21 protein-coding genes, 1 other RNA gene and 1 pseudogene are annotated in these 20,585 nt (G+C 64.5%); 11 read left to right on the plus strand and 12 right to left on the minus strand.

The genetic code is table 11. The annotated features are described in order from the left end of the window. Positions 1-127 precede the first annotated feature (127 nt). Positions 128-580, minus strand: coding sequence for a ferric iron uptake transcriptional regulator (gene fur / locus CSAL_RS15690; RefSeq protein ID WP_011508387.1), 453 nt, complete (start codon positions 578-580; stop codon positions 128-130). A 78-nt stretch (positions 581-658) separates the two neighbouring features. On the opposite strand from fur, the gene CSAL_RS15695 reads away from it, so the two are divergent. Next, positions 659-1,090, plus strand: a complete 432-nt coding sequence (locus CSAL_RS15695) for an outer membrane protein assembly factor BamE (protein ID WP_011508388.1) — start codon at positions 659-661, stop codon at positions 1,088-1,090. A 15-nt stretch (positions 1,091-1,105) separates the two neighbouring features. On the opposite strand, the gene CSAL_RS15700 is transcribed toward CSAL_RS15695, so the two are convergent. Next, on the minus strand, positions 1,106-1,423 hold the full coding sequence (locus CSAL_RS15700) for an RnfH family protein (RefSeq protein WP_050934550.1): 318 nt from the start codon (positions 1,421-1,423) through the stop codon (positions 1,106-1,108). After that, a complete protein-coding gene (locus CSAL_RS15705; RefSeq protein ID WP_011508390.1) occupies positions 1,410-1,850 on the minus strand; it encodes a type II toxin-antitoxin system RatA family toxin in 441 nt (146 codons plus the stop codon). Before CSAL_RS15705 ends, CSAL_RS15700 begins: the two co-directional genes overlap by 14 nt. A 130-nt stretch (positions 1,851-1,980) precedes the next feature. Here CSAL_RS15705 and smpB point away from each other — a divergent pair, with 130 nt between their 5' ends. After that, the gene (smpB, locus tag CSAL_RS15710; protein WP_011508391.1) at positions 1,981-2,454 is read left to right on the plus strand and encodes an SsrA-binding protein SmpB; all 474 of its coding nucleotides are present in this window, start codon (positions 1,981-1,983) and stop codon (positions 2,452-2,454) included. A 71-nt stretch (positions 2,455-2,525) separates the two neighbouring features. Then, positions 2,526-2,905, plus strand: a transfer-messenger RNA (tmRNA) gene (gene ssrA / locus CSAL_RS17330). Positions 2,906-2,983: 78 nt separating this feature from the next. Here the strand turns inward: ssrA and CSAL_RS15715 are convergent. From CSAL_RS15715 to CSAL_RS15725, 3 genes are all read right to left on the minus strand, one after another. Further along, positions 2,984-3,844, minus strand: coding sequence for a glycine betaine ABC transporter substrate-binding protein (locus tag CSAL_RS15715; protein WP_011508392.1), 861 nt, complete (start codon positions 3,842-3,844; stop codon positions 2,984-2,986). 153 nt (positions 3,845-3,997) lie between these two features. Then, positions 3,998-4,207, minus strand: a complete 210-nt coding sequence (locus CSAL_RS15720) for a hypothetical protein (protein ID WP_043558679.1) — start codon at positions 4,205-4,207, stop codon at positions 3,998-4,000. 46 nt (positions 4,208-4,253) lie between these two features. Next, entirely contained in the window at positions 4,254-4,469 is a 216-nt protein-coding gene (locus CSAL_RS15725; protein ID WP_043558684.1) for a hypothetical protein, read from the minus strand. Positions 4,470-4,754: 285 nt separating this feature from the next. On the opposite strand from CSAL_RS15725, the gene ybiO reads away from it, so the two are divergent. Further along, positions 4,755-7,127: a mechanosensitive channel protein gene (gene ybiO / locus CSAL_RS15730; RefSeq protein ID WP_011508394.1), complete on the plus strand. Its 2,373-nt coding sequence runs from the start codon at positions 4,755-4,757 to the stop codon at positions 7,125-7,127. A gap of 142 nt (positions 7,128-7,269) precedes the next feature. Here the strand turns inward: ybiO and CSAL_RS15735 are convergent, their stop codons facing one another. The 5 genes from CSAL_RS15735 to hemC all read right to left on the minus strand — a co-directional run bounded on the left by CSAL_RS15735 (position 7,270) and on the right by hemC (position 13,423). After that, positions 7,270-8,646, minus strand: a complete 1,377-nt coding sequence (locus tag CSAL_RS15735) for an NCS2 family permease (protein ID WP_011508395.1) — start codon at positions 8,644-8,646, stop codon at positions 7,270-7,272. Between the two features lie 198 nt (positions 8,647-8,844). Then, complete coding sequence (locus CSAL_RS15740) at positions 8,845-10,074, minus strand: heme biosynthesis HemY N-terminal domain-containing protein (RefSeq protein WP_011508396.1); 1,230 nt, start codon at positions 10,072-10,074, stop codon at positions 8,845-8,847. Next, positions 10,071-11,681 (minus strand): uroporphyrinogen-III C-methyltransferase, encoded by a 1,611-nt coding sequence (locus tag CSAL_RS17335; RefSeq protein ID WP_011508397.1) that lies wholly within the window; start codon positions 11,679-11,681, stop codon positions 10,071-10,073. The genes CSAL_RS15740 and CSAL_RS17335 overlap by 4 nt, the downstream gene beginning before the upstream one ends. 45 nt (positions 11,682-11,726) lie before the next feature. After that, positions 11,727-12,482, minus strand: coding sequence for a uroporphyrinogen-III synthase (locus tag CSAL_RS15755; protein WP_011508398.1), 756 nt, complete (start codon positions 12,480-12,482; stop codon positions 11,727-11,729). Further along, positions 12,479-13,423: a hydroxymethylbilane synthase gene (gene hemC / locus CSAL_RS15760; protein WP_035414409.1), complete on the minus strand. Its 945-nt coding sequence runs from the start codon at positions 13,421-13,423 to the stop codon at positions 12,479-12,481. The genes CSAL_RS15755 and hemC overlap by 4 nt, the downstream gene beginning before the upstream one ends. 183 nt (positions 13,424-13,606) lie before the next feature. Here hemC and argH point away from each other — a divergent pair, with 183 nt between their 5' ends. The 7 genes and pseudogenes from argH to CSAL_RS15795 all read left to right on the plus strand — a co-directional run bounded on the left by argH (position 13,607) and on the right by CSAL_RS15795 (position 19,810). Further along, complete coding sequence (argH, locus tag CSAL_RS15765; protein ID WP_011508400.1) at positions 13,607-15,010, plus strand: argininosuccinate lyase; 1,404 nt, start codon at positions 13,607-13,609, stop codon at positions 15,008-15,010. Next, positions 15,010-15,120 (plus strand): annotated as a pseudogene (lptM, locus tag CSAL_RS17875) (LPS translocon maturation chaperone LptM); the annotation flags it as partial. The gene argH and the pseudogene lptM, both read left to right, overlap by 1 nt. A 101-nt stretch (positions 15,121-15,221) precedes the next feature. Continuing rightward, positions 15,222-16,478, plus strand: a complete 1,257-nt coding sequence (gene lysA, locus CSAL_RS15775) for a diaminopimelate decarboxylase (RefSeq protein WP_011508402.1) — start codon at positions 15,222-15,224, stop codon at positions 16,476-16,478. Beyond that, on the plus strand, positions 16,478-17,311 hold the full coding sequence (gene dapF / locus CSAL_RS15780) for a diaminopimelate epimerase (protein WP_011508403.1): 834 nt from the start codon (positions 16,478-16,480) through the stop codon (positions 17,309-17,311). Before lysA ends, dapF begins: the two co-directional genes overlap by 1 nt. A 125-nt stretch (positions 17,312-17,436) precedes the next feature. Next, positions 17,437-18,156: a DUF484 family protein gene (locus CSAL_RS15785; RefSeq protein ID WP_011508404.1), complete on the plus strand. Its 720-nt coding sequence runs from the start codon at positions 17,437-17,439 to the stop codon at positions 18,154-18,156. Further along, on the plus strand, positions 18,140-19,036 hold the full coding sequence (locus CSAL_RS15790) for a tyrosine recombinase XerC (RefSeq protein WP_011508405.1): 897 nt from the start codon (positions 18,140-18,142) through the stop codon (positions 19,034-19,036). The genes CSAL_RS15785 and CSAL_RS15790 overlap by 17 nt, the downstream gene beginning before the upstream one ends. Positions 19,037-19,060: 24 nt before the next feature. Further along, positions 19,061-19,810 carry an HAD family hydrolase gene (locus CSAL_RS15795; protein WP_011508406.1) on the plus strand — a complete coding sequence of 250 codons (750 nt, stop codon included), beginning with the start codon at positions 19,061-19,063 and terminating at the stop codon, positions 19,808-19,810. Between the two features lie 3 nt (positions 19,811-19,813). Here CSAL_RS15795 and yihA read toward each other — a convergent pair whose 3' ends face one another. Beyond that, complete coding sequence (gene yihA, locus CSAL_RS15800) at positions 19,814-20,437, minus strand: ribosome biogenesis GTP-binding protein YihA/YsxC (protein ID WP_011508407.1); 624 nt, start codon at positions 20,435-20,437, stop codon at positions 19,814-19,816. Between the last annotated feature and the right edge of the window lie 148 nt (positions 20,438-20,585).

Consider the following 20,585-nt stretch of genomic DNA (forward strand, 5'->3'; position numbering starts at 1 on the left):
CCGTGCCGCGTCGTCACAGACGCGCACTGGCCCTGGAACGACGAAACCGGCCTCGGGGCCGGTTTCGTCATGTCACCCGCCTGCCTCTTGTCATCTTGCCGGGGCAGACTATTTTACAGGGCATGGGCTATTTCTTGCCGGGCCCCGCACCTTCCTGGCGCGTCACCTTGGAGCCCTTGGGTCGCACGTACAGCACCAGGGCATGATCGACGAGCTCGAAGCCGTGCTCCTCGGCGATCTCGCGCTGGCGGCGTTCGATGGTGTCGTCGAAAAACTCGATGATCTCGCCGCTTTCGAGGCACACCATGTGATCGTGATGTTCCTCTTGCGACAATTCGAACACGGCATGTCCGCCATCGAAGTTGTGGCGAATCACCAAGCCGGCGGTTTCGAATTGGGTCAACACACGATACACGGTCGCCAGACCGACATCGTCGCCCGCGTCCAGGAGCGCCTTGTAGACATCTTCGGCGCTGAGATGGTGTTGGTCCTGCGTACTTTCGAGAATTTGCAGGATCTTGACACGCGGCAAGGTGACTTTTAAGCCTGCCTTGCGCAGTTCATGGTTCTGGTCGGCCATGGTTGCGGTTGCTCTTCGCAGTATCGTGGTAGGTCAGGTATGATCGACCCAGGCAACGATAGTGAATGATAGGCGCAAATGCAAAACCTGATTAAAACAGTCACCTTTTCCGTCGTCCTGGCGCTCGTCAGCGGGTGCAGCTACGTCGGCGTTTACAAACGCGACCTGGCACAGGGCAATCTCATCAACCAGGACATGGTCTCGCAACTGGAGACCGGCATGACCAAGGAGCAGGTACGCTATGTCATGGGCAGCCCCCTGCTCAAAGGTCCGTTCAACGAGGACCGCTGGGACTACGTCTTCTACCTCGACGAGGCCTATGACGATGTGGAGGAAAAGCGTGTCACGCTGACCTTCCAGAACGGCCGGCTGGCCGATATCGATCGTCATGGCAACATCGAAGACGATGTCGACCTGACACCGCAAAGCGGTCCCGGCCCCGCCGTCGAAGGCAGCGGCCCCGGCGAGGGCGCCGCTGCAATGGGCCCCAGCTACGGTCCGGAAGAATAACGCCTCGCCATACGCTCAGCCACGCCCCCGGGCACGCGCCAGCCGCGCCTGCTTGGGGTCCAGGGCGAGCGCGCGGTAGACCTCGACACGATCCCCCGCCTCCAGCACATGATGCTCCGGTGCCTTGAGCACTTGACCGAAAATGCCCAGCGGGGCCTGCTCGAAGAAAGCGGCATCCCGCTCGGGAAACAAAGACGGCAACGCCGCCTGCCTCACGGCGTCGCGCGCCGACGTCCCCGGTACCACGGCCAGTGCCACCACCCGCTGACGATGTGGCTCGGCATAAGCGACCTCGACCTCGATACGCGGGGCGGTCACGTCATTGCGCGCCATACAGTGCATCCGCCCGACGCGTGAAGGCATCCACCAGCTGGCCGGCGACCTGCTGGAACAGCTTGCCGAATGCCACGCCCAGCAAGCGGTTGGAGAACTCGAACTCCATTTCAAGGCTCACCCGACAGGCCGACTCGCCCATCGGCGTGAACAACCAGCGCCCGTTTAGACGCTTGAAAGGCCCACGGTCGAGCGACAACTCGATCCGTTCGTGGGGATAGAGATCGTTACGCGTGGCCAGGGTCTGCTCCACGCTCCCCTTGGCCAGCGTCATCTCTCCCACCAGATAGCGCCCTTCTTCGTGCTCGACCACCCGGGCGCGACGACACCCCGGCAAGAACTCAGGGTAACTCTCGAAATCGTTGACCAGATCGAACATCGCCTCGCAGGAATGTCTGACCAAGGCAGACCGATTAACCGTAGGCATTCACCACTCCGCTGACTTTATTGCGCCTTGCGCGTATGATGGAAGGTTAACGTCAAGGCCTTGAATGATATCACGCCTTCCCCCATTTCATGGGACTAGCGGATAGGGCGCATAGCGACATAGGGGTTCCATGGCCAAGAAAAAAGGCAATCTCGGCTCTAGTACCATCGCGCAAAACAAGAAGGCTCGCTTCGAGTACCACATCGACGAGACCTTCGAGGCTGGCTTGTCGCTGGCCGGATGGGAAGTCAAGAGCCTGCGCGCCGGCAAGGCGCAGCTTACCGACACGTACATTCTGATCAAGAACGGCGAGGCATGGTTGCTGGGCAGCCATATCACCCCGCTCAACACCGTCAGCACGCATGTCGTCGCGGATCCGTCGCGCACGCGCAAGCTGCTGCTGCATCGCAAGGAGATCGCCAAGATCTTCTCGCGCACCCAGGACAAGGGGCACACCTGCGTGCCGCTGAAGCTGTACTGGAAGAAGAACCTGGTCAAGTGCGAGCTTGCCCTGGTCCGCGGCAAGAAGCTGCACGACAAGCGCGCCACGGAAAAGGCCCGCGACTGGAATCGCGAAAAGGCCCGCATCATGCGCGCGCACTGACGCTTTATTTCGCCAGCGAGGTTGAACTGGCCTAGAACGGTCCCCACCTGTTAGACTGTAGGACGCTTTACGGGGGCGACATGGCTTCGACGCCGGTGACAATCCCTGAGGTGCATGCCGAGAGCGTAACGTATCTCGTAAATCCAACGTTACGATTAAATAGTCGCAAACGACGACAACTACGCTCAGGGCGCGCTGGCAGCGTAACAACTGCTAGCTTCTAGTCCGGCCCGGAGGTGATGTGCCCATTCATCACCGATGGGATACGAGCTCAGACTGATGGGATCGCGGTTGGCCCTGTCCTCGTGTCAGCCGCTAAAACTTAGAGGAATCGCGTCGCTGGATCCTGCCCGTCGGAGCCAGGGACGTTAAATCAGAAGACGGACCTAAGCATGTAGAGCCGATGGGTGAGTGCCGGCGGACGGGGGTTCAATTCCCCCCGCCTCCACCAAACACCGAAAAAGCCAACCCCTTGGGGTTGGCTTTTTTCGTTGCCGGGGCCGCGTGCCCTGTGAGCTCGATCGGGGACTTACGACGCCGGCAGCCACTCCTGGACCAGAGCCTGGTTGTCCTCCACCCACTGCTTGGCGTTCTCGTAGGGGTCGGAGTCTTCCTCTTGATTCATCAGCATGACTTCGCCCATGTCCTCGGCGGTCCACTCGAAGGCATCCAGAATGGCATATGCCTCGGGCATGTCTTCCTTGAGCCCCTGGCGAACGATGGTATGAATCTGCTCGGCACCACCATAGACATTTTTGGGATCGTCCAGGTACTTGAGATCCCAGCGCGCGAACATCCAGTGCGGCGTCCAGCCGGTCACGGCGATTTCTTCGTCGTTGGCGATGGCGCTCTTCAACGCTGCGGTCATGGTAGCACCGCTTCCGCTTTGCAGACTCAGGTCAAGATCGTACTCCTCGATGACCTTGTCGGTGAGGCGCATAATCCCCGCCCCCGGGTCGATGCCGGTGAGCTTGTTGTCGAAGTCGTCAGCATGCGCATTGAGGTCCGCAATCGAATCGACCTCGCTATAGGCCGGCACTACCAGCCCCAGCTTGGTGCCATCCAGGTTGACGCCCGTATCGACCAGTTGGTCCTTGAGTTGAGCGTAGTAATCCTCATGCGTGGTCGGGAGCCAACCGGCCAGCAGCGCGTCGGTGTCTCCAGTCGCCACTGACTGCCACATCGCGGCTGCCGACAGCGAGGACGTCTCGACTTCATAACCGGCTTGTTCGAGCACAGCCCGCATCACGTTGGTAGACGCCACGGTAGAAGACCATTCGACATACGCCAGATTGATGGTGCCTTTGTCCTGAGCCTGCGCAGTGGAGGCCGCCAAGCCAGCACCGGCAATCAAGGCCATACCGGCGAGACGCATCGATCGCTGAGCCATGGGAAATGCCTTTATTGGAAGTGTGCTTCAAGCATGCCGAGAAGTAGGAGACGTTGCAAACCTTCGACCGGGTCATGCAAGGGCCGGATATCACGATGCCACTCCCCGAACTCGCCGAAGAGTGGCATCGCATGCGAACCTCGGCCGGTCTTGCTACCCCACCAGCTTCTCGTGTGACACGGCGCCGCGCGGCACCGTGGTCTGATGGATTGCCGACATCGCGCGCTCCAGATCATCGCTCTTGCATTTGAAGGCATGACAGTCCGCGCAGCGGATATCGTCGAGCTGCTCGTCGCCCGTGGGGATGACGAAACGCTCCCCATGGCAGACGTTGCAACGCAGGTCGAGTGTCACTTTCAGCATTCAGATGTCCTCCCTGACATTGGATTTTCGCATGCTCGATGGAGCATCAGGCTCGCATCCCCATGTGCCTTGCCATCGCACGCGTCTTGAGGCAGGCCTCGGTCAATGGCGTCAAGTGCTCGGCTTGGCGTTCCGCCAAGCCGAGACGCGTATCGATGAACTCACCGCAATCGATGCACGTCACCTCGTCCCATTCTCGTGCCGTGTCGGGCATGTCGAAGGCTTGACCACCACAGCGCGGGCAGGTCTTGTCATCCGTCATGTGTCACCCTCCTTGGTTTGACATGGTGTTACGGATCGGGTCGCTATCGACCACATGATCCTAAAGTGCCAGACAACCGGCACTCGTACAAGTGTGGTACAAAAAAATACCTACCTTTATACTCATGTTAATCGTAGCCCATGACCGATCCATGACATTCGCTGGCCGGTCGATCATGAGCTCATTGCTCGACGCTCGGCGACGAGCCACCTAGTGTTATCATTGCCAGGCAAATTCATCATAAACGATGTGGCTTCGCCACTTTCCGTACAAGGAGGTCAATGCGTGCCGACTCTACGCCTCGATACGTGGCTCAGCCGGTGGTTGCTGCTGTGCCTGCTCTTCGTGATGGCACCGGCGCTGGCTCAGCAGGACACCGCCCCCGCTGACGCCGATGCCCCCGCCTATTCGACGTTGGCCGACATGCTCGAAAACGAGCAGACGCGCCAGACAATCATCGATCAGCTGCGCGCCCAGGCGGCTCAGGAAAACGCCTTGGCCGTCGAGGGCGCTCCCTCGCGCGAAGAGATCGCCAATGCCGCACCCAGCGACCAGACAGCCAGTCAGGTGTCCTTTCCCCGCCGCCTCGCCGAGGCTACCAGCAGCATCGCGGGCGATCTGGGCGGACAATTCAAGAGCCTGGCGGCTGCGCTGGGCGGATTGTTCGGCAGTGGCGAGGCGCGTGCCAGCGGCCCGAGCTTCGACACAGGCGCCTTCTTGATCGCCGTGCTCAACCTGCTGTTCGTCGTGGCAGGCGCCTTCGTGGCCCTGTTCGTGCTGCGTAAGCTCGCATCGCCCTTGTTCGGCAAGCTGAGCCAGTGGTCGTCGCAGAACACCGAGAAAAGTGCGCTACTGCGTACCATCGTCGCGGTCGTGCTTGCCGCCGTGATCGACGTGGCCGTGGTGGTGCTGGCCTATATCGCCGGCAACCTGCTGGCGACGTTCGCCATCGGCGAGGCCGGCAACATGGAGACGCGCTTCTCGCTGTTCCTCAACGCCTTCTTGATGATCGAACTGTTCAAGGCGGCCCTGCGCATGCTGTTCTCGTCGCAATATGCCGGTCTGCGCCTGATGCCCATCGCCTCGCCCCAAGCCGAGTATTGCAACCGTTTCCTGGCCCGCCTGGCAGGCTTCATCGGTTACGGCATGCTGGTGATCGTCCCCATCGTCAATTACAACCTTTCGACGGCCCTCGGCCAGGGACTGGGCACGGTGATCATGCTGATGGCCTTGATCTATGCCGCCACGGTGATCCTCAAGAGCCGCGTGACACTGCGCGACGCCCTGATGCAGCGCGCCGAGAAGGCCGACATGAGCGCCTCGCGCTTCGCCTTGCGGCTGCTGGGCCGTGTCTGGCATGTGCTGGCCCTGGCCTACGCCCTGGTGGTTTTCGCCGTCACGGTCCTGCACCCCGAGACAGCGTTGCCCTACGTGCTGCTGGCCACGCTCAAGACCATCGTCATCGTCGGCATCGGCATGCTGGTATCGGGCGTGCTGACCCAGTTGATCGGTCGCCGCATTCGTCTGACCGGCGATATCCAGCGGCGTCTGCCTCTGCTGGAAAAGCGCCTCAATGCCTACGTGCCCACGTCCCTCAAGGTCATCCGCGCGATCATCCTGATCGTCGTGGCCATGTTCGTGCTCAGCGCTTGGCAGGTATTCGACCTCGCCGCCTGGTACGCCTCCGAGGCGGGCGCTCATCTCGTCGGCACCACGCTGAACGTGGTCATCATCCTGCTGGTTGCCGCCGTGGTATGGGTCGGTCTCGCCAGCCTCATCGAAAACCGCCTGAGTGCGGAAACCGGTGCGGGCGAACCCTCGGCACGCGCCAAGACGCTGCTCTCGCTATTCCGCAACGCCCTGGCGATCGCCTTGATCACCATGACGGCGATGATCGTGCTGGCCGAGATCGGCATCAACATCGGCCCGTTGATCGCCGGTGCCGGGGTGCTGGGTCTGGCCATCGGCTTCGGCTCGCAGAAACTGGTGCAGGATGTCATCACCGGGGTCTTCATCCAGTTGGAGAATGCCATGAACACCGGCGACGTCGTCACCGTCGGCGGCACCACCGGCACGGCGGAGCGCATCAGCATTCGTTCGGTGGGGATCCGCGATCTGTCGGGCACCTACCACATCGTACCGTTCTCCTCGGTGGATACCGTCTCCAACTACATGCGTGAATTCGGTAATCACGTCGGCGAATATGGCATTGCCTACCGCGAGAACATCGACGATGCCATCGAACAGCTGCAGGCCGCCTTCGAAGCCCTCAAGGAAAGCGAGCACGGCCACAAGCTGCTCGAGCCGCTCAGCGTGGCCGGTGTCACCGCACTGGCCGACAGCTCGGTCAACATCCGCGTGATCATCAAGACCACGCCGGGCGACCAGTGGGCTGTGGGTCGTGCCTACAACCGCCTGGTCAAGATGTACTTCGACGCCGCCGGCATCGAGATTCCATTCCCGCACACCACGCTCTACTTCGGGCAGGAGAAGGACGGTAGCGCCCCGCCGGCCAATTTGCGCATCCTGTCCCAGAAGGCCGACGTGGTGGACAGCCAGTCACCCTCCGGCAACGTGTCGCTCTCGCCCGATGCCCCATCGGACGAGAACACGAATCCCGAGCATACCAAGCCGGACAACGACGAGGCCCCGAACTAAGCCCGGCGCGTCGCCGCATTCACGGCGACGCCTCGACGTCAAAGGGCCGCCCCTGCCGGGGCGGCCCTTTTTTTCGGGCACGGCCTTTCTCGGTCATGGCCGCCCTCGGGGCATCGGGGGGCGGCCATGATCGCTCAACGGCTTATTGCGTCGTCACCAGCATGATCGCGCAGAGCACTGCCGTCACCCACATGGCCGGCTTGATCTCGGTCAGGCGCCCCGTGCACAGCTTGATCGCCACAAAGCTCAGAAAGGCGAAGGCGATGCCCAGCGTGATCGAATACGTCAGCGGCATGACGATGATCGCCAGAAACGCCGGAAACGCCTGATCCATCTTCTGCCACTCGATACGCCCCACCGGCGCCAGCATGAACACGCCCACCATCACCAGAGCCGGGGCGGTGGCGATCGCCGGCACCAGCGACAACAGCGGCGACAGGAACAGGAACGGCAGGAACAACAAGCCGCAAACCACGCCGACGATCCCGGTACGCCCGCCCTGGGCGACACCCACGCCGGATTCGATGAAGGTCTGCGCGGCACTGGTTCCCAACGGCGCGGCGATCATCGACGCAAAGGCGTCCACTGTCATCGAGCGCTTGAGGTTGCGAGGCTGACCGTTCTCGTCCTTGAGATCAGCGGCCTCCGCCAATGCCAGGAAACACGACAGCGCATCGAAGAAGTTGGTGAACAGCATCACGAAGATGAACGGCCAATAGACCACCTTGAGTGCGCCCCAGAGATCCACCTGCCACATGACGCTGAAGTCCGGCCACGCGGCGAGACCACTCCAGGCCACCACGACATCCGCCCCCCAGAGACGCCCCATGGGTATCGCCACCAGCGTGGTGATGACGATCCCCAGTACCAGCGCGCCATTGACGCCCAAGGTGACCAGAATCGCGGTCAGCAACATGCCGACGATGAACGTGATCAAGGCCGGATCCAGCGTCCCCAGCGATACCAGCGTGGCGGGGTCGTCGACGACGAAGCCGGCATTCTTGAAACCGATGAAGGTAATGAACAGCCCGATGCCGCACGTGATCCCATAGCGCAGCGAATCGGGAATCGCCTCGACGATGGCTTTGCGCACATTGAAAAAGGCCAGCAAGGCGAACAGCACCCCGGACCAGAAGACACAGCCCAGCGCTACCTGCCACGGCAGGCCCGCTCCCTGGACCAGGGTGTAGGCAAACAGGGCATTCATGCCCATGCCAGGGGCGACGAGAATGGGATTGCGCGCATACAGCCCCATCGCCAGGCTGCTCAGGAAACTGATCAGCACCGTCGCGGAAAGCCCTGCCGAAAACGGAATCCCCGCATCGCTGAGGATCGTCGGGTTGACCACGATGATGTACATCGCTGCGAGAAAGGTCGCCAGGCCGGCGAGCAATTCGGTTCGCAGGCTCGAGCCATAGCGGCGAATGCCGAAGTAGCGCTCCAGGGCGCCATCTCGCGTGGAAGTCGGCTGGGAGGAAGCCGATGACGAGGCGGAACGTCGGTGGGGTGTCTGCGCCATGATGATTTTCCTTTGTCTGTCATTGTTATCGTGAAGGCACCGATAACGTTATCCAGAGGTTGACCGCTTGGACAAGCCTTCGGAAACACTAACGGCCCACCCGCCATCTCGATGAGGCGCCAGTGGGCCGTGACACGTCCTTCACGACGGACGATAAAAAAGGGCGCCCTAGGGCGCCCAGGAGAGCAAAACGTGCGCTTAGCGCGTGCGCTCGCTAGGCTGCGGCAACGCCGGCAGCGAGCGATCGAGCAATTCCACGCTCTGGCGATAAAAGAGCTGACTCTTCTGATGCTCGCCCAGATTGGCGTAAAGGCGCGCCAGCTCGGCACACACCACCCCGCTGGGACGCTGACGCTGACTCGCCTCGAAATACTCCTGTGCCTTGCCCCAGTAGGCGTTGCGCAACGATAGCCGCCCCAGGGTCAACAGTAAATCGGGGTCGTTGGGTCGCTCTTGCAGCCACTTCTCGGCATAGGCCAGCTGGCGCCCCGCATCCACGTTGAGCAGCCCATAGCGCAGCACCAGACGCGTATCCCAATGCTCCTTGAGGGAATGGCGCAGCAGGCGTTCGGCGATCGCCTCCTCGCCGCCCTTGACCAGCGCCTCGGTATACAGCACCACCAGCTCGACATCGCTGCGCAGGTAGTCGGGCATATCGGCCCACAGGTTGCGCACGCGATTGACATCGGCATTCGGCTGACGCTGAACCGCCTGGAGAATCAGCTCTCGATAGGCACGCTGCTCCAGTTCCTGACGCTCCTCCTCGGTGATCAACTGCTGCTTGTCGAGCTTGGGTAAAAGGTGACGCAGTCCTTCCCAGTCATTGACGCTGAGATAGGCCTGACGCAGCAACTTGAGCACCTGCGGATGATTCGGCAACTGCTTTTCGAGACGCGTCAGGGTCGCCAGCGCCTCCTCGAACTGTTGCCGGTCGAGCATCAGCTGCGCCTGCACCATGCCGACGGCGCTATCGGCGCCCTCGGTACTGTGGTGGGCCCGCTTGAGCAACGTATCGGCGTGATCGAAACGCCCCTGATAATGCGCTGCCAGTGCCGCGGACAGGTAATTGACCAAGGGCGTGCTGGAATCGTCAGCCGCCTTGACGAGGTCCTTCTCGGCCCGCTTCCAGCGCCCCTCGGCCAAGGCGACCAGACCGCGCACGGTACGCTTCATGGCATTGCGATTGCGGGTACGGCTGTTCCAGACCTTGAGGCGGCTCACCGGGCGCCGCAGCCTGCGCAGCAGACGCAGCGCGAAGTGCAAGACCAGGAAGACCGCCAGCAGGATCACCAGCCCCAGCCAGAACGAGGTCTGGATCGAGGTGTCGCCCACCCGCACCAGCCAGTAACCGGGCATCGACTGCATCAACTGGCCGAACAGTGCACCGACGGCCAGCCCCACGACGATGAGAAGAATCAGCTTTCTCATGCGCTGTCTCCTTCATCGCCCGATGGGGCCGTGGCATCGCCGGCACCCTGCCGGGTCGCGTTGCCGTCACTGCCATTGTCCTGGAAGCGCTTCTCGATGAAATCCTTGAGCGTCTGCTGAGACTCGCTGATATCCGGCAATTCGGGACGGATCGTCTTGTCGCGCATCGACCGGAGACGCTCGAGGGAGGTCGTCACTGCCTCGCGCTCGGTATCGTAATAGCGCTCGATCAGGGTCGTGGCCTTGTCGAGACTGGCCCGATAGAGCTTGGGTTCGGTCTTGAGCAGGGCCAGTTGCGCCTGCTCGAGCAGCAGCCGTACGTTCTGACGCAGATACGATTCCTGCTCGGGCGTCATCAGGGCTTCCAGCGCCTCGTCATGACGCCGCACGACGACGAGATCCTTGAGCTCGCCGCCCAGCCGCGCGAGCTGTTCGCGCCAGCCACCTTCCAGCGGCGAGTCGTCGGCGTTCTGAGCCGCGATCTCTTCCACGTCCTGCTTGAGCGGCAATGTCGCCAGCTGCTCCTGCTGTGCCATCAGCGCCAGATACAGCCCCGTCTGATCCACCCGAGGCACCGAATCCAGTGCCGCAAGCTCGGACTGGATCGCCCGGCGGACCGGGATCAGGGCCGGATTGTCCGCCTCGGCAAGCCGCTGGTCGGCGGCCTCGAGCAAGGCCTGGGCGCCCTGCACGTCACGCTCCAGGCGCAGCCGCTGGTTGGCCAGTCGCAGCAGGTATTCGGCCTCGGCATGCAACCACTCGCGAGGATCGGCGTCCTGCTCCTCAGCCAGCTCGGCCAGCACCTTGTCCAGGTTGTCGTCGACATCCTGGCGGTACGACGCAAAATCGTCGCGCAACGACGCGAAGGCCTGCTCACGCTGATCGAGCCGATCACGCAACGTCGCGATGGTCTGTGCATTCTCCTCGCCCGCGCTGGCCAGCTCGGCCTGCTGTGCCTGCAGACGCTTCCAGCCATACCCCAGCCCCAGCGCCACGACGATGGCCACGATCACGGCAATCACCAGAGCCAGGATCGCCAAGCCGCGCCCACTGCCATTGCCGCCTCGCGATGGAGTCGTCGACGCACCACCGGGCGGCGGCGTGCCCTGGCTCGCCTCAGCCTTGCTCGCGCTCGGCTTGCCCGACGCACTGGCGCCGGCGGTGGACGCCGCCCCGGAAGAGCTCCCTCCGGCAGCCTTGCCTGTGCGCTTGGACGCAGCACGCGTGGCGCTTTTCGAGGACGACGAGGCCGTCTTGCCCTGCGTGCTCGACTGGGTCGACGTGTCACGCGCGGCCTGGGCATCGCGCTGTGTGGGGGACGCTGAGCGGGAGGAGGTAGACGTCTTGGAGGCGGGCGTCTCGTCACTCGAGGATGCCGTATCTCCCGACGTCGAGACCGTCGACGCGTCACTCGACGATGCCTTGGACGACGCAGCGTCCTCCGCCGCCTTGTCCGAGGCACCGTGCGATGCGTCGGCTACTCGGTCCGCCGTATCGGCTTTGCCCGACGTCGTGTCACGGGTGGCCGGCGACTCGGACGTCTCATCGCTGGACGTCGCCCCCTCGGCGGGCGTTTGCTTGTCATCCTGGTCCTGTCGTTTGCTCATATGTCGCTAGCCCTTTTCAAACTCATCGTGATCAACGTCGGCGTGTCACGCATCGCCTACTTCCTGTACGGCGGTCACCAAGGCATCGGGCGTCGCGCCACTCGCGACGTGCGGCGAAGCGAAGCCCATCGTGTCTGCCAGTGTAGCCAAACGCTGACTGGAAACGATTAGCGGTTTGTTCAACGCCGCTTGTCCGCACCAGCTAACCAGATGCTCGAGCAGTTCGCCACTGGTCACGATCATGGCCGTGAAGGCCCCCGAGGCCAACCAGTCGACGGTCACCTCGTCGGGCGCGGTGTAAACGCGCCGATAGAGCGCCAGCTTGGCGACGCGGGCACCGCGTGCCTCGAGGGCCTCCGCCATGACCTGGCGTCCGCCCGATCCCCCGACGATCAGGGCGCGCTGACCGTCGAGCCGCGTCAGCGAACGCATCGCCAGCAGCGCCTCGCTGGTCGTGCCCCTGGCAGGATCGGGCACTTTCGCCTTGATGCCCAGCGTCCGGTGCAGCGTGGCCGCCGTGCTCGCGCCCACGGCATAGAAACGTGGCCCCTGAGGCAGCTGCGGCCAATACCGGTCGATCCACTCGTCCAGGCACTCCGCCGCGAAGGGGCTGGTCACGACCACGACGTCGTAGAGGTCGAAATCCAGCACGGCACCGCGCTCGACCTCGTCGGCCGCGAGCGGCTGCAGTGTCATCAGAGCCGGATGAACGGCCTCGAAGCCCGCCGTCGACAAGGCATCGACGAGGCGCCGGCCACCCTCGCCGGGCCGTGTCACCACGATGCGCGGCGGCGTGCTCATTCGCCCTGATCGTACACTTGCGCGAGAATGTCGCCGGCCCCCTGGTCGAGCAGCGATTCGGCAATGCGCACGCCCAGCGCCTCGGGCTCGTCGGCCGAGCCGCGACCTTCGGCGCGCAGGACGCGTGAGCCGTCCGGGTCGCCGACCAGTGCCCGCAACCACAGGGTGCGGTCGCCGTCCTCGAGGACGGCATAGCCACCGATCGGCACCTGACAGCCACCATCCAGCCGCGTGTTCATGGCACGCTCGGCACGAACCCGGGTGGCCGTTTGCGGATGATCGAGCGGTGCCAGCAATTCGAGCAGCGACTCGTCGTCGTGACGGCACTCGATACCCAGCGCCCCCTGGCCGCAGGCGGGCAGGCTGACTTCCGGCGGCAGCTCCTGGGTGATCCGATGACCGAGCTCGAGCCGCTGGAGCCCCGAGGTGGCGAGGATGATCGCCTCGAACTCGCCGCCATCCAGCTTGCCCAGACGCGTCTGGACGTTGCCGCGCAGGTTGAGCACCTCCAGATCGGGGCGTGCTTCCTTGACCTGAAGCCCCCGGCGCAGGCTCGAGGTGCCCACGCGCACGCCCTCGGGCAAGGCATCGAGCGAGGCATAATCGTTGGAGACGAAAGCATCCGTGGGGGCGCCGCTCTCCAGAATCACCGACAGGCCCAGCCCTTCGGGGAAGTGCATCGGCACGTCCTTCATCGAATGCACGGCGATGTCGGCACGCCCGTCGAGCAGTGCCTCCTCGAGCTCCTTGACGAACAGCCCCTTGCCGCCGACCTTGGCCAGCGGCGAGTCGAGAATCTTGTCGCCGCGCGTGGTCATCGCCACCAGCTCGACCTCGAGCCCGGGATGGAGCGCCAGCAGGCGAGCCTTGACATGCTCGGCCTGCCACAGGGCGAGGCGACTCTGACGGGTAGCGATACGCAGTGTCTGCATGGCGGGCATCGAACTCTCCTAGTGGGCGCAAGCCGCCTTGACGGCGGGGGGACGGCCCTCATCATAAAGCAGTCCCGAGGCGAGGAAAAATCCCGCGCCCCGGTGCACCTGGCGCACCCGGCGCCTCGCCAGGCGCGCCGACTCTGGTACACTCGGAGCATCATCATCTCGACCAGCAGGACGCCACGCCCGATGAGCAACACGACCAACCAATCCTGGGGCGGACGCTTCAGCGAGCCCACCGACGCTTTCGTCGCACGTTTCACGGCCTCGGTGGACTTCGACCGGCGCCTCTATCACCACGACATCCGGGGCTCGATCGCCCACGCCACCATGCTCGAGCGTGTCGGCGTGCTCACCGCCGACGAGCGCGACGCCATCCTGCAGGGGCTCGGCGAGATCGAGCAGGAAATCGACGCCGGCACCTTCGAATGGTCGGTGGACCTGGAAGACGTGCACATGAATCTCGAGGCCCGGCTGACCGAGAAGATCGGCATCACCGGCAAGAAGCTGCACACCGGTCGCTCGCGCAACGATCAGATCGCCACCGACATCCGCCTCTATCTGCGCGACGCGATCGACGTCGTCGATGCCGAGCTTGCCCGACTGCGCGAGGGATTGATCGAACTCGCCGCCCGCGAAGCCGACACCATCATGCCCGGCTTCACGCATCTTCAGACGGCCCAGCCGGTGACCTTCGGGCATCACCTGCTGGCCTGGCAGGAAATGCTGGCCCGCGATCACGAGCGCCTGCGCGACTGCCGCAAGCGGGTCAACGTCATGCCACTGGGCGCCGCTGCCCTGGCCGGCACCACCTATCCCATCGATCGCCACATCACTGCCGAGCTGCTGGGCTTCGAGCGCCCCGCCGAAAACAGCCTCGACGCGGTGAGCGATCGCGATTTCGCCATCGAGTTCGGCGCCTTCGCCAGCGTGCTGCTGATGCACATGTCGCGCATGAGCGAGGAACTGGTGTTGTGGACCAGCGCCCAGTTCGACTTCATCGACCTGCCCGACCGCTTCTGCACCGGCTCGTCGATCATGCCGCAGAAGAAAAACCCGGATGTCCCCGAGCTGGTGCGCGGCAAGACCGGCCGCGTCTACGGCCACCTGATGGGGCTGCTGACGTTGATGAAGTCGCAGCCGCTGGCTTACAACAAGGACAATCAGGAAGACAAGGAGCCGTTGTTCGACACCCTCGACACCGTGCAGGGCTGCCTCAAGGCCTTCGCCGACATGGTGCCGGCCATCGAGGCCAAGGCGGACAACATGTTCGAGGCGGCGCGCAAGGGCTTCTCCACCGCCACCGACCTGGCGGACTACCTGGTGCGGGCGGGCGTGGCCTTCCGCGATGCGCACGAGATCGTCGGCCAGGCCGTGGCACTCGGCCTGCGCGAGAAAAAGGATCTCTCGGAGATGACCCTCGACGAGTTGCGCCAGTTTTCCGACGCCATCGGCGAAGACGTCTTCGAGGTGCTGACCCTGGAGGGCTCGGTGGCGGCACGCAACCATATCGGCGGCACCGCCCCGGATCAGGTCCGCGCCGCTGCCCAGCGCGCGCGCGACGCCCTGGCAACGCTGCGACAGGAGGCATGATGCGCTCACTTCCCCTGCTGGCCGCACTCGGCATGGCCATGCTCACCCTCGCCGGGTGCGGCCAGAAAGGTCCGTTGTACATGCCCGATGACGAACAGGCCCGCGAGCAGTACGATCCGGCGGGTGCCTACGAGGACGACACCGCCGAGCCGGATACCGGCGATGCAGACGACGCGGCAACGCCCCAACCCGAGAGCGACGCAGACTGACGATGGATCATTTCAATTACCGCGACGGCCACCTGCATGCCGAGAACGTACCGCTGACCGACATCGCCGAGCGCTTCGGCACGCCGTGCTACGTGTATTCGCGGGCGACCTTCACACGTCACTTCAAGGCCTACAGCGACGCACTCGGCGATCATCCCCATCTGATCTGCTACGCGGTGAAGGCCAATTCCAACCTCGCTGTGCTCGACCTGCTGGCGCGTCTCGGCGCCGGCTTCGACATCGTCTCCCGGGGCGAGCTCGAGCGCGTGCTGGCCGCCGGCGGCGATCCCGCCAAAGTGGTATTTTCCGGCGTCGCCAAGCAGGCCGGCGAAATGGCCCGCGCGCTGGAAGTGGGCATCAAGTGCTTCAACGTGGAGTCCCTGCCGGAACTCGAGCGCCTGAACCAGGTGGCGGGCGAATGCGGCCAGGTGGCAAGGGTCTCGCTGCGCGTCAATCCCGACGTCGATGCCAAGACCCATCCGTACATCTCCACCGGCCTCAAGGCCAACAAGTTCGGCATCGCCGTCGACGAGGCCTTCGCGGTCTATCAGCGCGCCGCCGAGCTGCCGAACCTCGAGATCGTCGGCCTGGATTGCCATATCGGTTCGCAACTGACCGAGCTGGCGCCTTTCCTCGATGCCCTGGACCGTCTGCTGATACTCCTCGACCGTCTGAACGAGGCGGGCATTACCATCGAACATCTCGATCTGGGCGGCGGCCTCGGCGTGCCCTATCAGGACGAGCAGCCGCCGGCCCCCTACGACTATGCCCGCGCCCTGCTCGAGCGACTCGACGGCCGCGACCTGACGCTGCTGTTCGAGCCGGGGCGCTCGATCGCCGCCAATGCCGGCGTGATGCTCACCCGTGTCGAATACCTGAAGCCCGGCGAGACGCAGCACTTCGCCATCGTCGATGCCGGCATGAACGATCTGATTCGCCCCGCGCTGTACCAGGCGTGGCAGCGCATCGTACCGGTCGATACCCGTCAGGCGCGCGAGACGGCGGTCTACGACGTCGTCGGCCCGGTCTGCGAAACCGGCGACTTCCTGGGCAAGGCACGTGAACTGGCCATCGCGCCGGGCGACCTGCTCGCGGTACGCTCGGCCGGGGCCTACGGCTTCGTGATGGCCTCCCACTACAACAGCCGCCCACGCCCCGCCGAACTCATGGTCGATGGCGACAACGTGCAGGTGGTGCGCGAGCGCGAGACACTCGATGCCTTGTGGGCCGGCGAACACCGTCTGGCGGAGACGTCCTGATGCTGCTGCACTTCACCAAGATGCACGGGCTCGGCAACGACTTCGTGGTGATCGACCTGATCACCCAGCGGGCACGGCTCGACACCGAGCGCATTCGGCAACTCGCCGATCGCCATGTCGGCATCGGGTTCGACCAACTGCTGCTCGTCGAGCCGCCGCGCGATCCGGAGATGGATTTTCGCTATCGCATCTTCAACGCCGACGGCAACGAAGTGGAGAACTGCGGCAATGGCGCCCGCTGCTTCGCGCGCTTTGTGCGCGATAATCGCCTGACCCACAAGCGCGAGATTCGTGTCGAGACCCAGGCCGGCCCCCTGACCCTGCGCGTCGAGGATGACGAACGAATCCGCGTGGACATGGGCGTGCCACGCTTTGCTCCCGAGGTCGTGCCCTTCGATGCCCCGGCCGATGCCCCGGCGCACTGCCTGGAGGTCGATGGCGAGACCTGGGACATCGGCGCGGTCTCGATGGGCAACCCGCACGCCGTATTGCGTGTCGACGACGTCGCGCAAGCACCGGTGGCGCGGCTCGGCCCGCTCATCGAACGCCATCCGCGCTTCCCTCGGGGCGTCAACGTCGGCTTCCTGCAGGTCGTCTCGCGTCACGAGGCTCGCCTGCGCGTCTTCGAGCGCGGCAGTGGCGAAACGCTCGCTTGCGGCACCGGCGCCTGCGCGGCGGTGGCCCACGGTATCCGCCGTGGCTGGCTCGAGAGCCCGGTCGACGTGCACCTGCCCGGCGGCACGCTGACCCTGGCCTGGCCCGCGCCGGATGCGTCCCTGATGATGACCGGCCCGGCCACGAGCGTCTTCGAAGGACGTATCGCGTTGCCCTGACGATTCTGGCCGGAGCACGCGGATGTCGCCCGCGGGCAAGCGAAAAACAACACGCTAGGCGTCCCTGAAAAGCCGGCTGCGCGACGGCGCTTTTCAGGCCTTAGGCAAGATAGGAGAACCAACGCATGTCCCAAGCCCAGGCGCCCGAACCGCGTACCACGCTCGATCCCGAGCGTGTCGCGCATTGGCTGGCCCGCCATCCCGACTTCTTCGTCGGTCGAGAGGGACTGCTTCAACAGCTGAAGGTACCGCACCCCCAGACCCAAGGCGCTATCTCGCTGCTCGAGCGCCTGGTCCATGACTTGCGCGAACGCGCCGAGACCGCCGAATGGCGGCTCGAGCACTTGCTGGAAACGGCGCGGCACAACGAAGCTCAGTATCAGCGCACAAGGTCGTTGATCCTGGCACTGCTGGAGTCGGAAAGCGTCGACGCGCTAGGCGAAGCACTGTCGACGCAACTCAGTGAACGCTTCCGCACCCAAGCGGTCGCGCTGTGGCTGGAACCCGGCACCGACGGCGCCACGCTGCAACCGCCTCGCTTCGCGCTCGATACGCCGACCCGGGCCGCCTTCGATGAGCTGCTCGACGGTCACAACAGTCGCTGCACCCGGCTCCCGCGGGACACCTGGCAACACTTGCTGCCCCACACCACGCCGCCCGACCAGCACGGCTCCTGCGCCGTGACCCGGCTGACCGTGGGCGAACCGCTCGGCTACTTGCTGCTCGCCAGCCAGGAGAGCGAACACTTCCGCGCCACGCTCGATACGCTATTCACCGATTACCTCGGGGAAATCGTCGGGCGACTCCTCGTGCGCCTGGATGCTGCGCATGCACGCCGCGGTTGAACGCTTCCTGCACAGCCTGTCGGGGCATGCCAGCCCCGCGACGCTGGATGCCTACCGGCGCGACCTGACCGCGCTGGCACGCTTTCTCGAGGCGAGCGGCATCGATGACTGGGCGGCACTCGACGTCGCCCAGGTGCGCCGCTTCATGGGCGCCGAACGCACACGCGGCCTGGCGCCGCGCAGCCTCGCCCGCCGCCGTGCCGCGCTCTCGCGTTTCGCCGACCACCTGGTGCGCAGCGGCATCCTCGATCACAACCCGGTGGCGCTGACCCAGACGCCCCGTCAGCCCCGGCATCTGCCACGCCCGGTGGATGTCGATCAGCTCGCGCGCTTCCTGGATACCCCGCACGACGGGACGCCGCTCGCCGTGCGCGATCAAGCCATGCTGGAACTGTTCTATTCATGCGGGTTGCGTCTGGCGGAACTCACGGCACTGGACGTCACCGACCTCGATGCACGCCGCCTGCGCGTGGTGGGCAAGGGCAACAAGCCTCGCCAGATGCCCATCGGCCGGCGCGCGCAGGCGGCCCTGGCGGACTGGTACCGGCTGCGCGGCCAGCTCGCCGGGCATGACGAGCCCGCCCTCTTCGTCGGCCAGCGTGGGGCGCGGCTGGGCCATCGTGCGGTACAGAAACGCCTCGCTCAGCTCGCCCGCGAGCGAGGGCTGGCCGAGCACCTGCACCCCCATCGCTTGCGCCACTCCTTCGCCAGTCACTTGCTCGAGTCGAGCCAGGACCTGCGTGCCGTGCAGGAACTGCTGGGGCACGCCAACCTCTCCACCACCCAGGTCTATACCCGGCTCGACTGGCAGCATCTGGCCGATGCCTACGATCAGGCGCACCCCCGCGCCCGGCGTCGCGCGCCACCGGACGACACCTGACACCGCCGCCCCGGAGAATGCCCCATGGCGATCACCGCCCTCACTTTCGATCTCGACGACACCCTCTGGGACAACCGCCCCATTCTCGAACGCGCCGAGGCCGAACATTACCAGTGGCTCAGCGAGGCCATCGCCGCCGCCCAGACGTCACCGCAGACATCCTTCGGGGACTGCTATCCCCTGAGCGCTTACCAGCAGCATCGCGCCGACGTGGCGCGTCGTCATCCGCTCAAGCGCGGTGATTTCACGTGGATTCGCGAACGTGCGCTGTTCGAGCTTGTAGAGGCCTACGGGCTACCCCGACTCCAGGCCCGCCTCTGGGCCGCGCATGCCATCGCCCACTTCCTCGACCTGCGTCACGACCTCACGCCCTACCCGGACGTCGTGCCCCTGCTCGACGCCCTGCGGCAGCGCTATCGTCTCGCCGCAATCACCAACGGCAACGCCGACCTCAAACGGCTGGCGCTGGCCGAACACTTTCCGGTGATGATCGCGGCGGGAGAACTGCACGCTCCCAAGCCCGACCCGCGTGCCTTTCTCGCGGCGCTGGCACGCCTCGGCGCCACGCCATCGCGCGCCCTGCATGTCGGAGACTCCTGGCGGGAAGACGTGCTGCCGGCGCAGCGCCTGGGCATGCAGGTGGCCTGGGTCGATGCCAAGGACGAGGGCCCCCGCGCGCTGCCGCCCGGGGTCCACCGTCTCGCCCATGTACGCGAGCTGCCGGCCCTGCTCGACCGCCTGACCACGCAGGACAGCGCGCGCCAGGGGGGCTGACGCTCACTGCGCCTGGTGCAACAGCCATGCATCCATGCGCGCCCGCGCTTCATCGACGCCTTGTCGCTTGAGTGCCGAGAACAGCTGCACGCTGACCAGGTCCTCCCAGTCGGCGAGCTGACGCCGCACGGCCAGCAGCGCCGACTTGGCGGCACCCGGCTTGAGCTTGTCGGCCTTGGTCAGCAGGATGTGAACCGGCATGGCCTTTTCGTCTGCCCAGCCCAGCATCATCTGATCGAACTCGCTGAGCGGGTGGCGTACGTCCATGACCAGCATCAGGCCCCGGAGAGTGGCCCGTTCGTACAGGTACTCGCTGAGATGACGCTGCCATTCCAGCTTGACCTGATCCGGCACCTTGGCGAAACCGTAGCCGGGCAAGTCCACCAGCCGGTAGGTCTCGTCGTTCGCCAGGGTGAAGAAATTGATCAACTGAGTGCGCCCCGGCGTCTTGGACGTTCGTGCCAGCGCCTTTTGCTGGGTGAGCGTATTGATCGCGCTCGACTTGCCGGCGTTGGAGCGCCCGGCGAAGGCCACTTCGGCGCCCTGGTCGGGCGGGCACTGGGCCAGGCCCGGAGCGCTGGTCAGGAAACGCGCGGTTTGATAATTCAGCTGCCTGCCATCTTGCATGTTGAGTCTCGACTGCGCCTGCCGCCCGCGAGCGGCGAATGATCATGAGGGGATTTGCGGCACAGTGTATCATCGCGTGGGCCTCGCGCCCTTTCCATCTCGCCCGCCGAGGTGGTATCACTAAAGCCTCTGTTCATATTGACCGCTC

The organism is Chromohalobacter israelensis DSM 3043 (genome assembly GCF_000055785.1).
In the GTDB taxonomy this organism is placed as follows: Bacteria; Pseudomonadota; Gammaproteobacteria; order Pseudomonadales; family Halomonadaceae; genus Chromohalobacter; species Chromohalobacter israelensis.

What these genes read in the sequence shown, in the direction of transcription:
- fur (WP_011508387.1), bottom strand. Translation starts at nt 580, where the DNA reads ATGGCCGACCAGAACCATGAACTGCGCAAGGCAGGCTTAAAAGTCACC.
- CSAL_RS15695 (WP_011508388.1), top strand. Translation starts at nt 659, where the DNA reads ATGCAAAACCTGATTAAAACAGTCACCTTTTCCGTCGTCCTGGCGCTC.
- CSAL_RS15700 (WP_050934550.1), bottom strand. Translation starts at nt 1,423, where the DNA reads ATGGCGCGCAATGACGTGACCGCCCCGCGTATCGAGGTCGAGGTCGCT.
- CSAL_RS15705 (WP_011508390.1), bottom strand. Translation starts at nt 1,850, where the DNA reads ATGCCTACGGTTAATCGGTCTGCCTTGGTCAGACATTCCTGCGAGGCG.
- smpB (WP_011508391.1), top strand. Translation starts at nt 1,981, where the DNA reads ATGGCCAAGAAAAAAGGCAATCTCGGCTCTAGTACCATCGCGCAAAAC.
- CSAL_RS15715 (WP_011508392.1), bottom strand. Translation starts at nt 3,844, where the DNA reads ATGGCTCAGCGATCGATGCGTCTCGCCGGTATGGCCTTGATTGCCGGT.
- CSAL_RS15720 (WP_043558679.1), bottom strand. Translation starts at nt 4,207, where the DNA reads ATGCTGAAAGTGACACTCGACCTGCGTTGCAACGTCTGCCATGGGGAG.
- CSAL_RS15725 (WP_043558684.1), bottom strand. Translation starts at nt 4,469, where the DNA reads ATGACGGATGACAAGACCTGCCCGCGCTGTGGTGGTCAAGCCTTCGAC.
- CSAL_RS15735 (WP_011508395.1), bottom strand. Translation starts at nt 8,646, where the DNA reads ATGGCGCAGACACCCCACCGACGTTCCGCCTCGTCATCGGCTTCCTCC.
- CSAL_RS15740 (WP_011508396.1), bottom strand. Translation starts at nt 10,074, where the DNA reads ATGAGAAAGCTGATTCTTCTCATCGTCGTGGGGCTGGCCGTCGGTGCA.
- CSAL_RS17335 (WP_011508397.1), bottom strand. Translation starts at nt 11,681, where the DNA reads ATGAGCAAACGACAGGACCAGGATGACAAGCAAACGCCCGCCGAGGGG.
- CSAL_RS15755 (WP_011508398.1), bottom strand. Translation starts at nt 12,482, where the DNA reads ATGAGCACGCCGCCGCGCATCGTGGTGACACGGCCCGGCGAGGGTGGC.
- hemC (WP_035414409.1), bottom strand. Translation starts at nt 13,423, where the DNA reads ATGCCCGCCATGCAGACACTGCGTATCGCTACCCGTCAGAGTCGCCTC.
- argH (WP_011508400.1), top strand. Translation starts at nt 13,607, where the DNA reads ATGAGCAACACGACCAACCAATCCTGGGGCGGACGCTTCAGCGAGCCC.
- lysA (WP_011508402.1), top strand. Translation starts at nt 15,222, where the DNA reads ATGGATCATTTCAATTACCGCGACGGCCACCTGCATGCCGAGAACGTA.
- dapF (WP_011508403.1), top strand. Translation starts at nt 16,478, where the DNA reads ATGCTGCTGCACTTCACCAAGATGCACGGGCTCGGCAACGACTTCGTG.
- CSAL_RS15785 (WP_011508404.1), top strand. Translation starts at nt 17,437, where the DNA reads ATGTCCCAAGCCCAGGCGCCCGAACCGCGTACCACGCTCGATCCCGAG.
- CSAL_RS15790 (WP_011508405.1), top strand. Translation starts at nt 18,140, where the DNA reads ATGCACGCCGCGGTTGAACGCTTCCTGCACAGCCTGTCGGGGCATGCC.
- CSAL_RS15795 (WP_011508406.1), top strand. Translation starts at nt 19,061, where the DNA reads ATGGCGATCACCGCCCTCACTTTCGATCTCGACGACACCCTCTGGGAC.
- yihA (WP_011508407.1), bottom strand. Translation starts at nt 20,437, where the DNA reads ATGCAAGATGGCAGGCAGCTGAATTATCAAACCGCGCGTTTCCTGACC.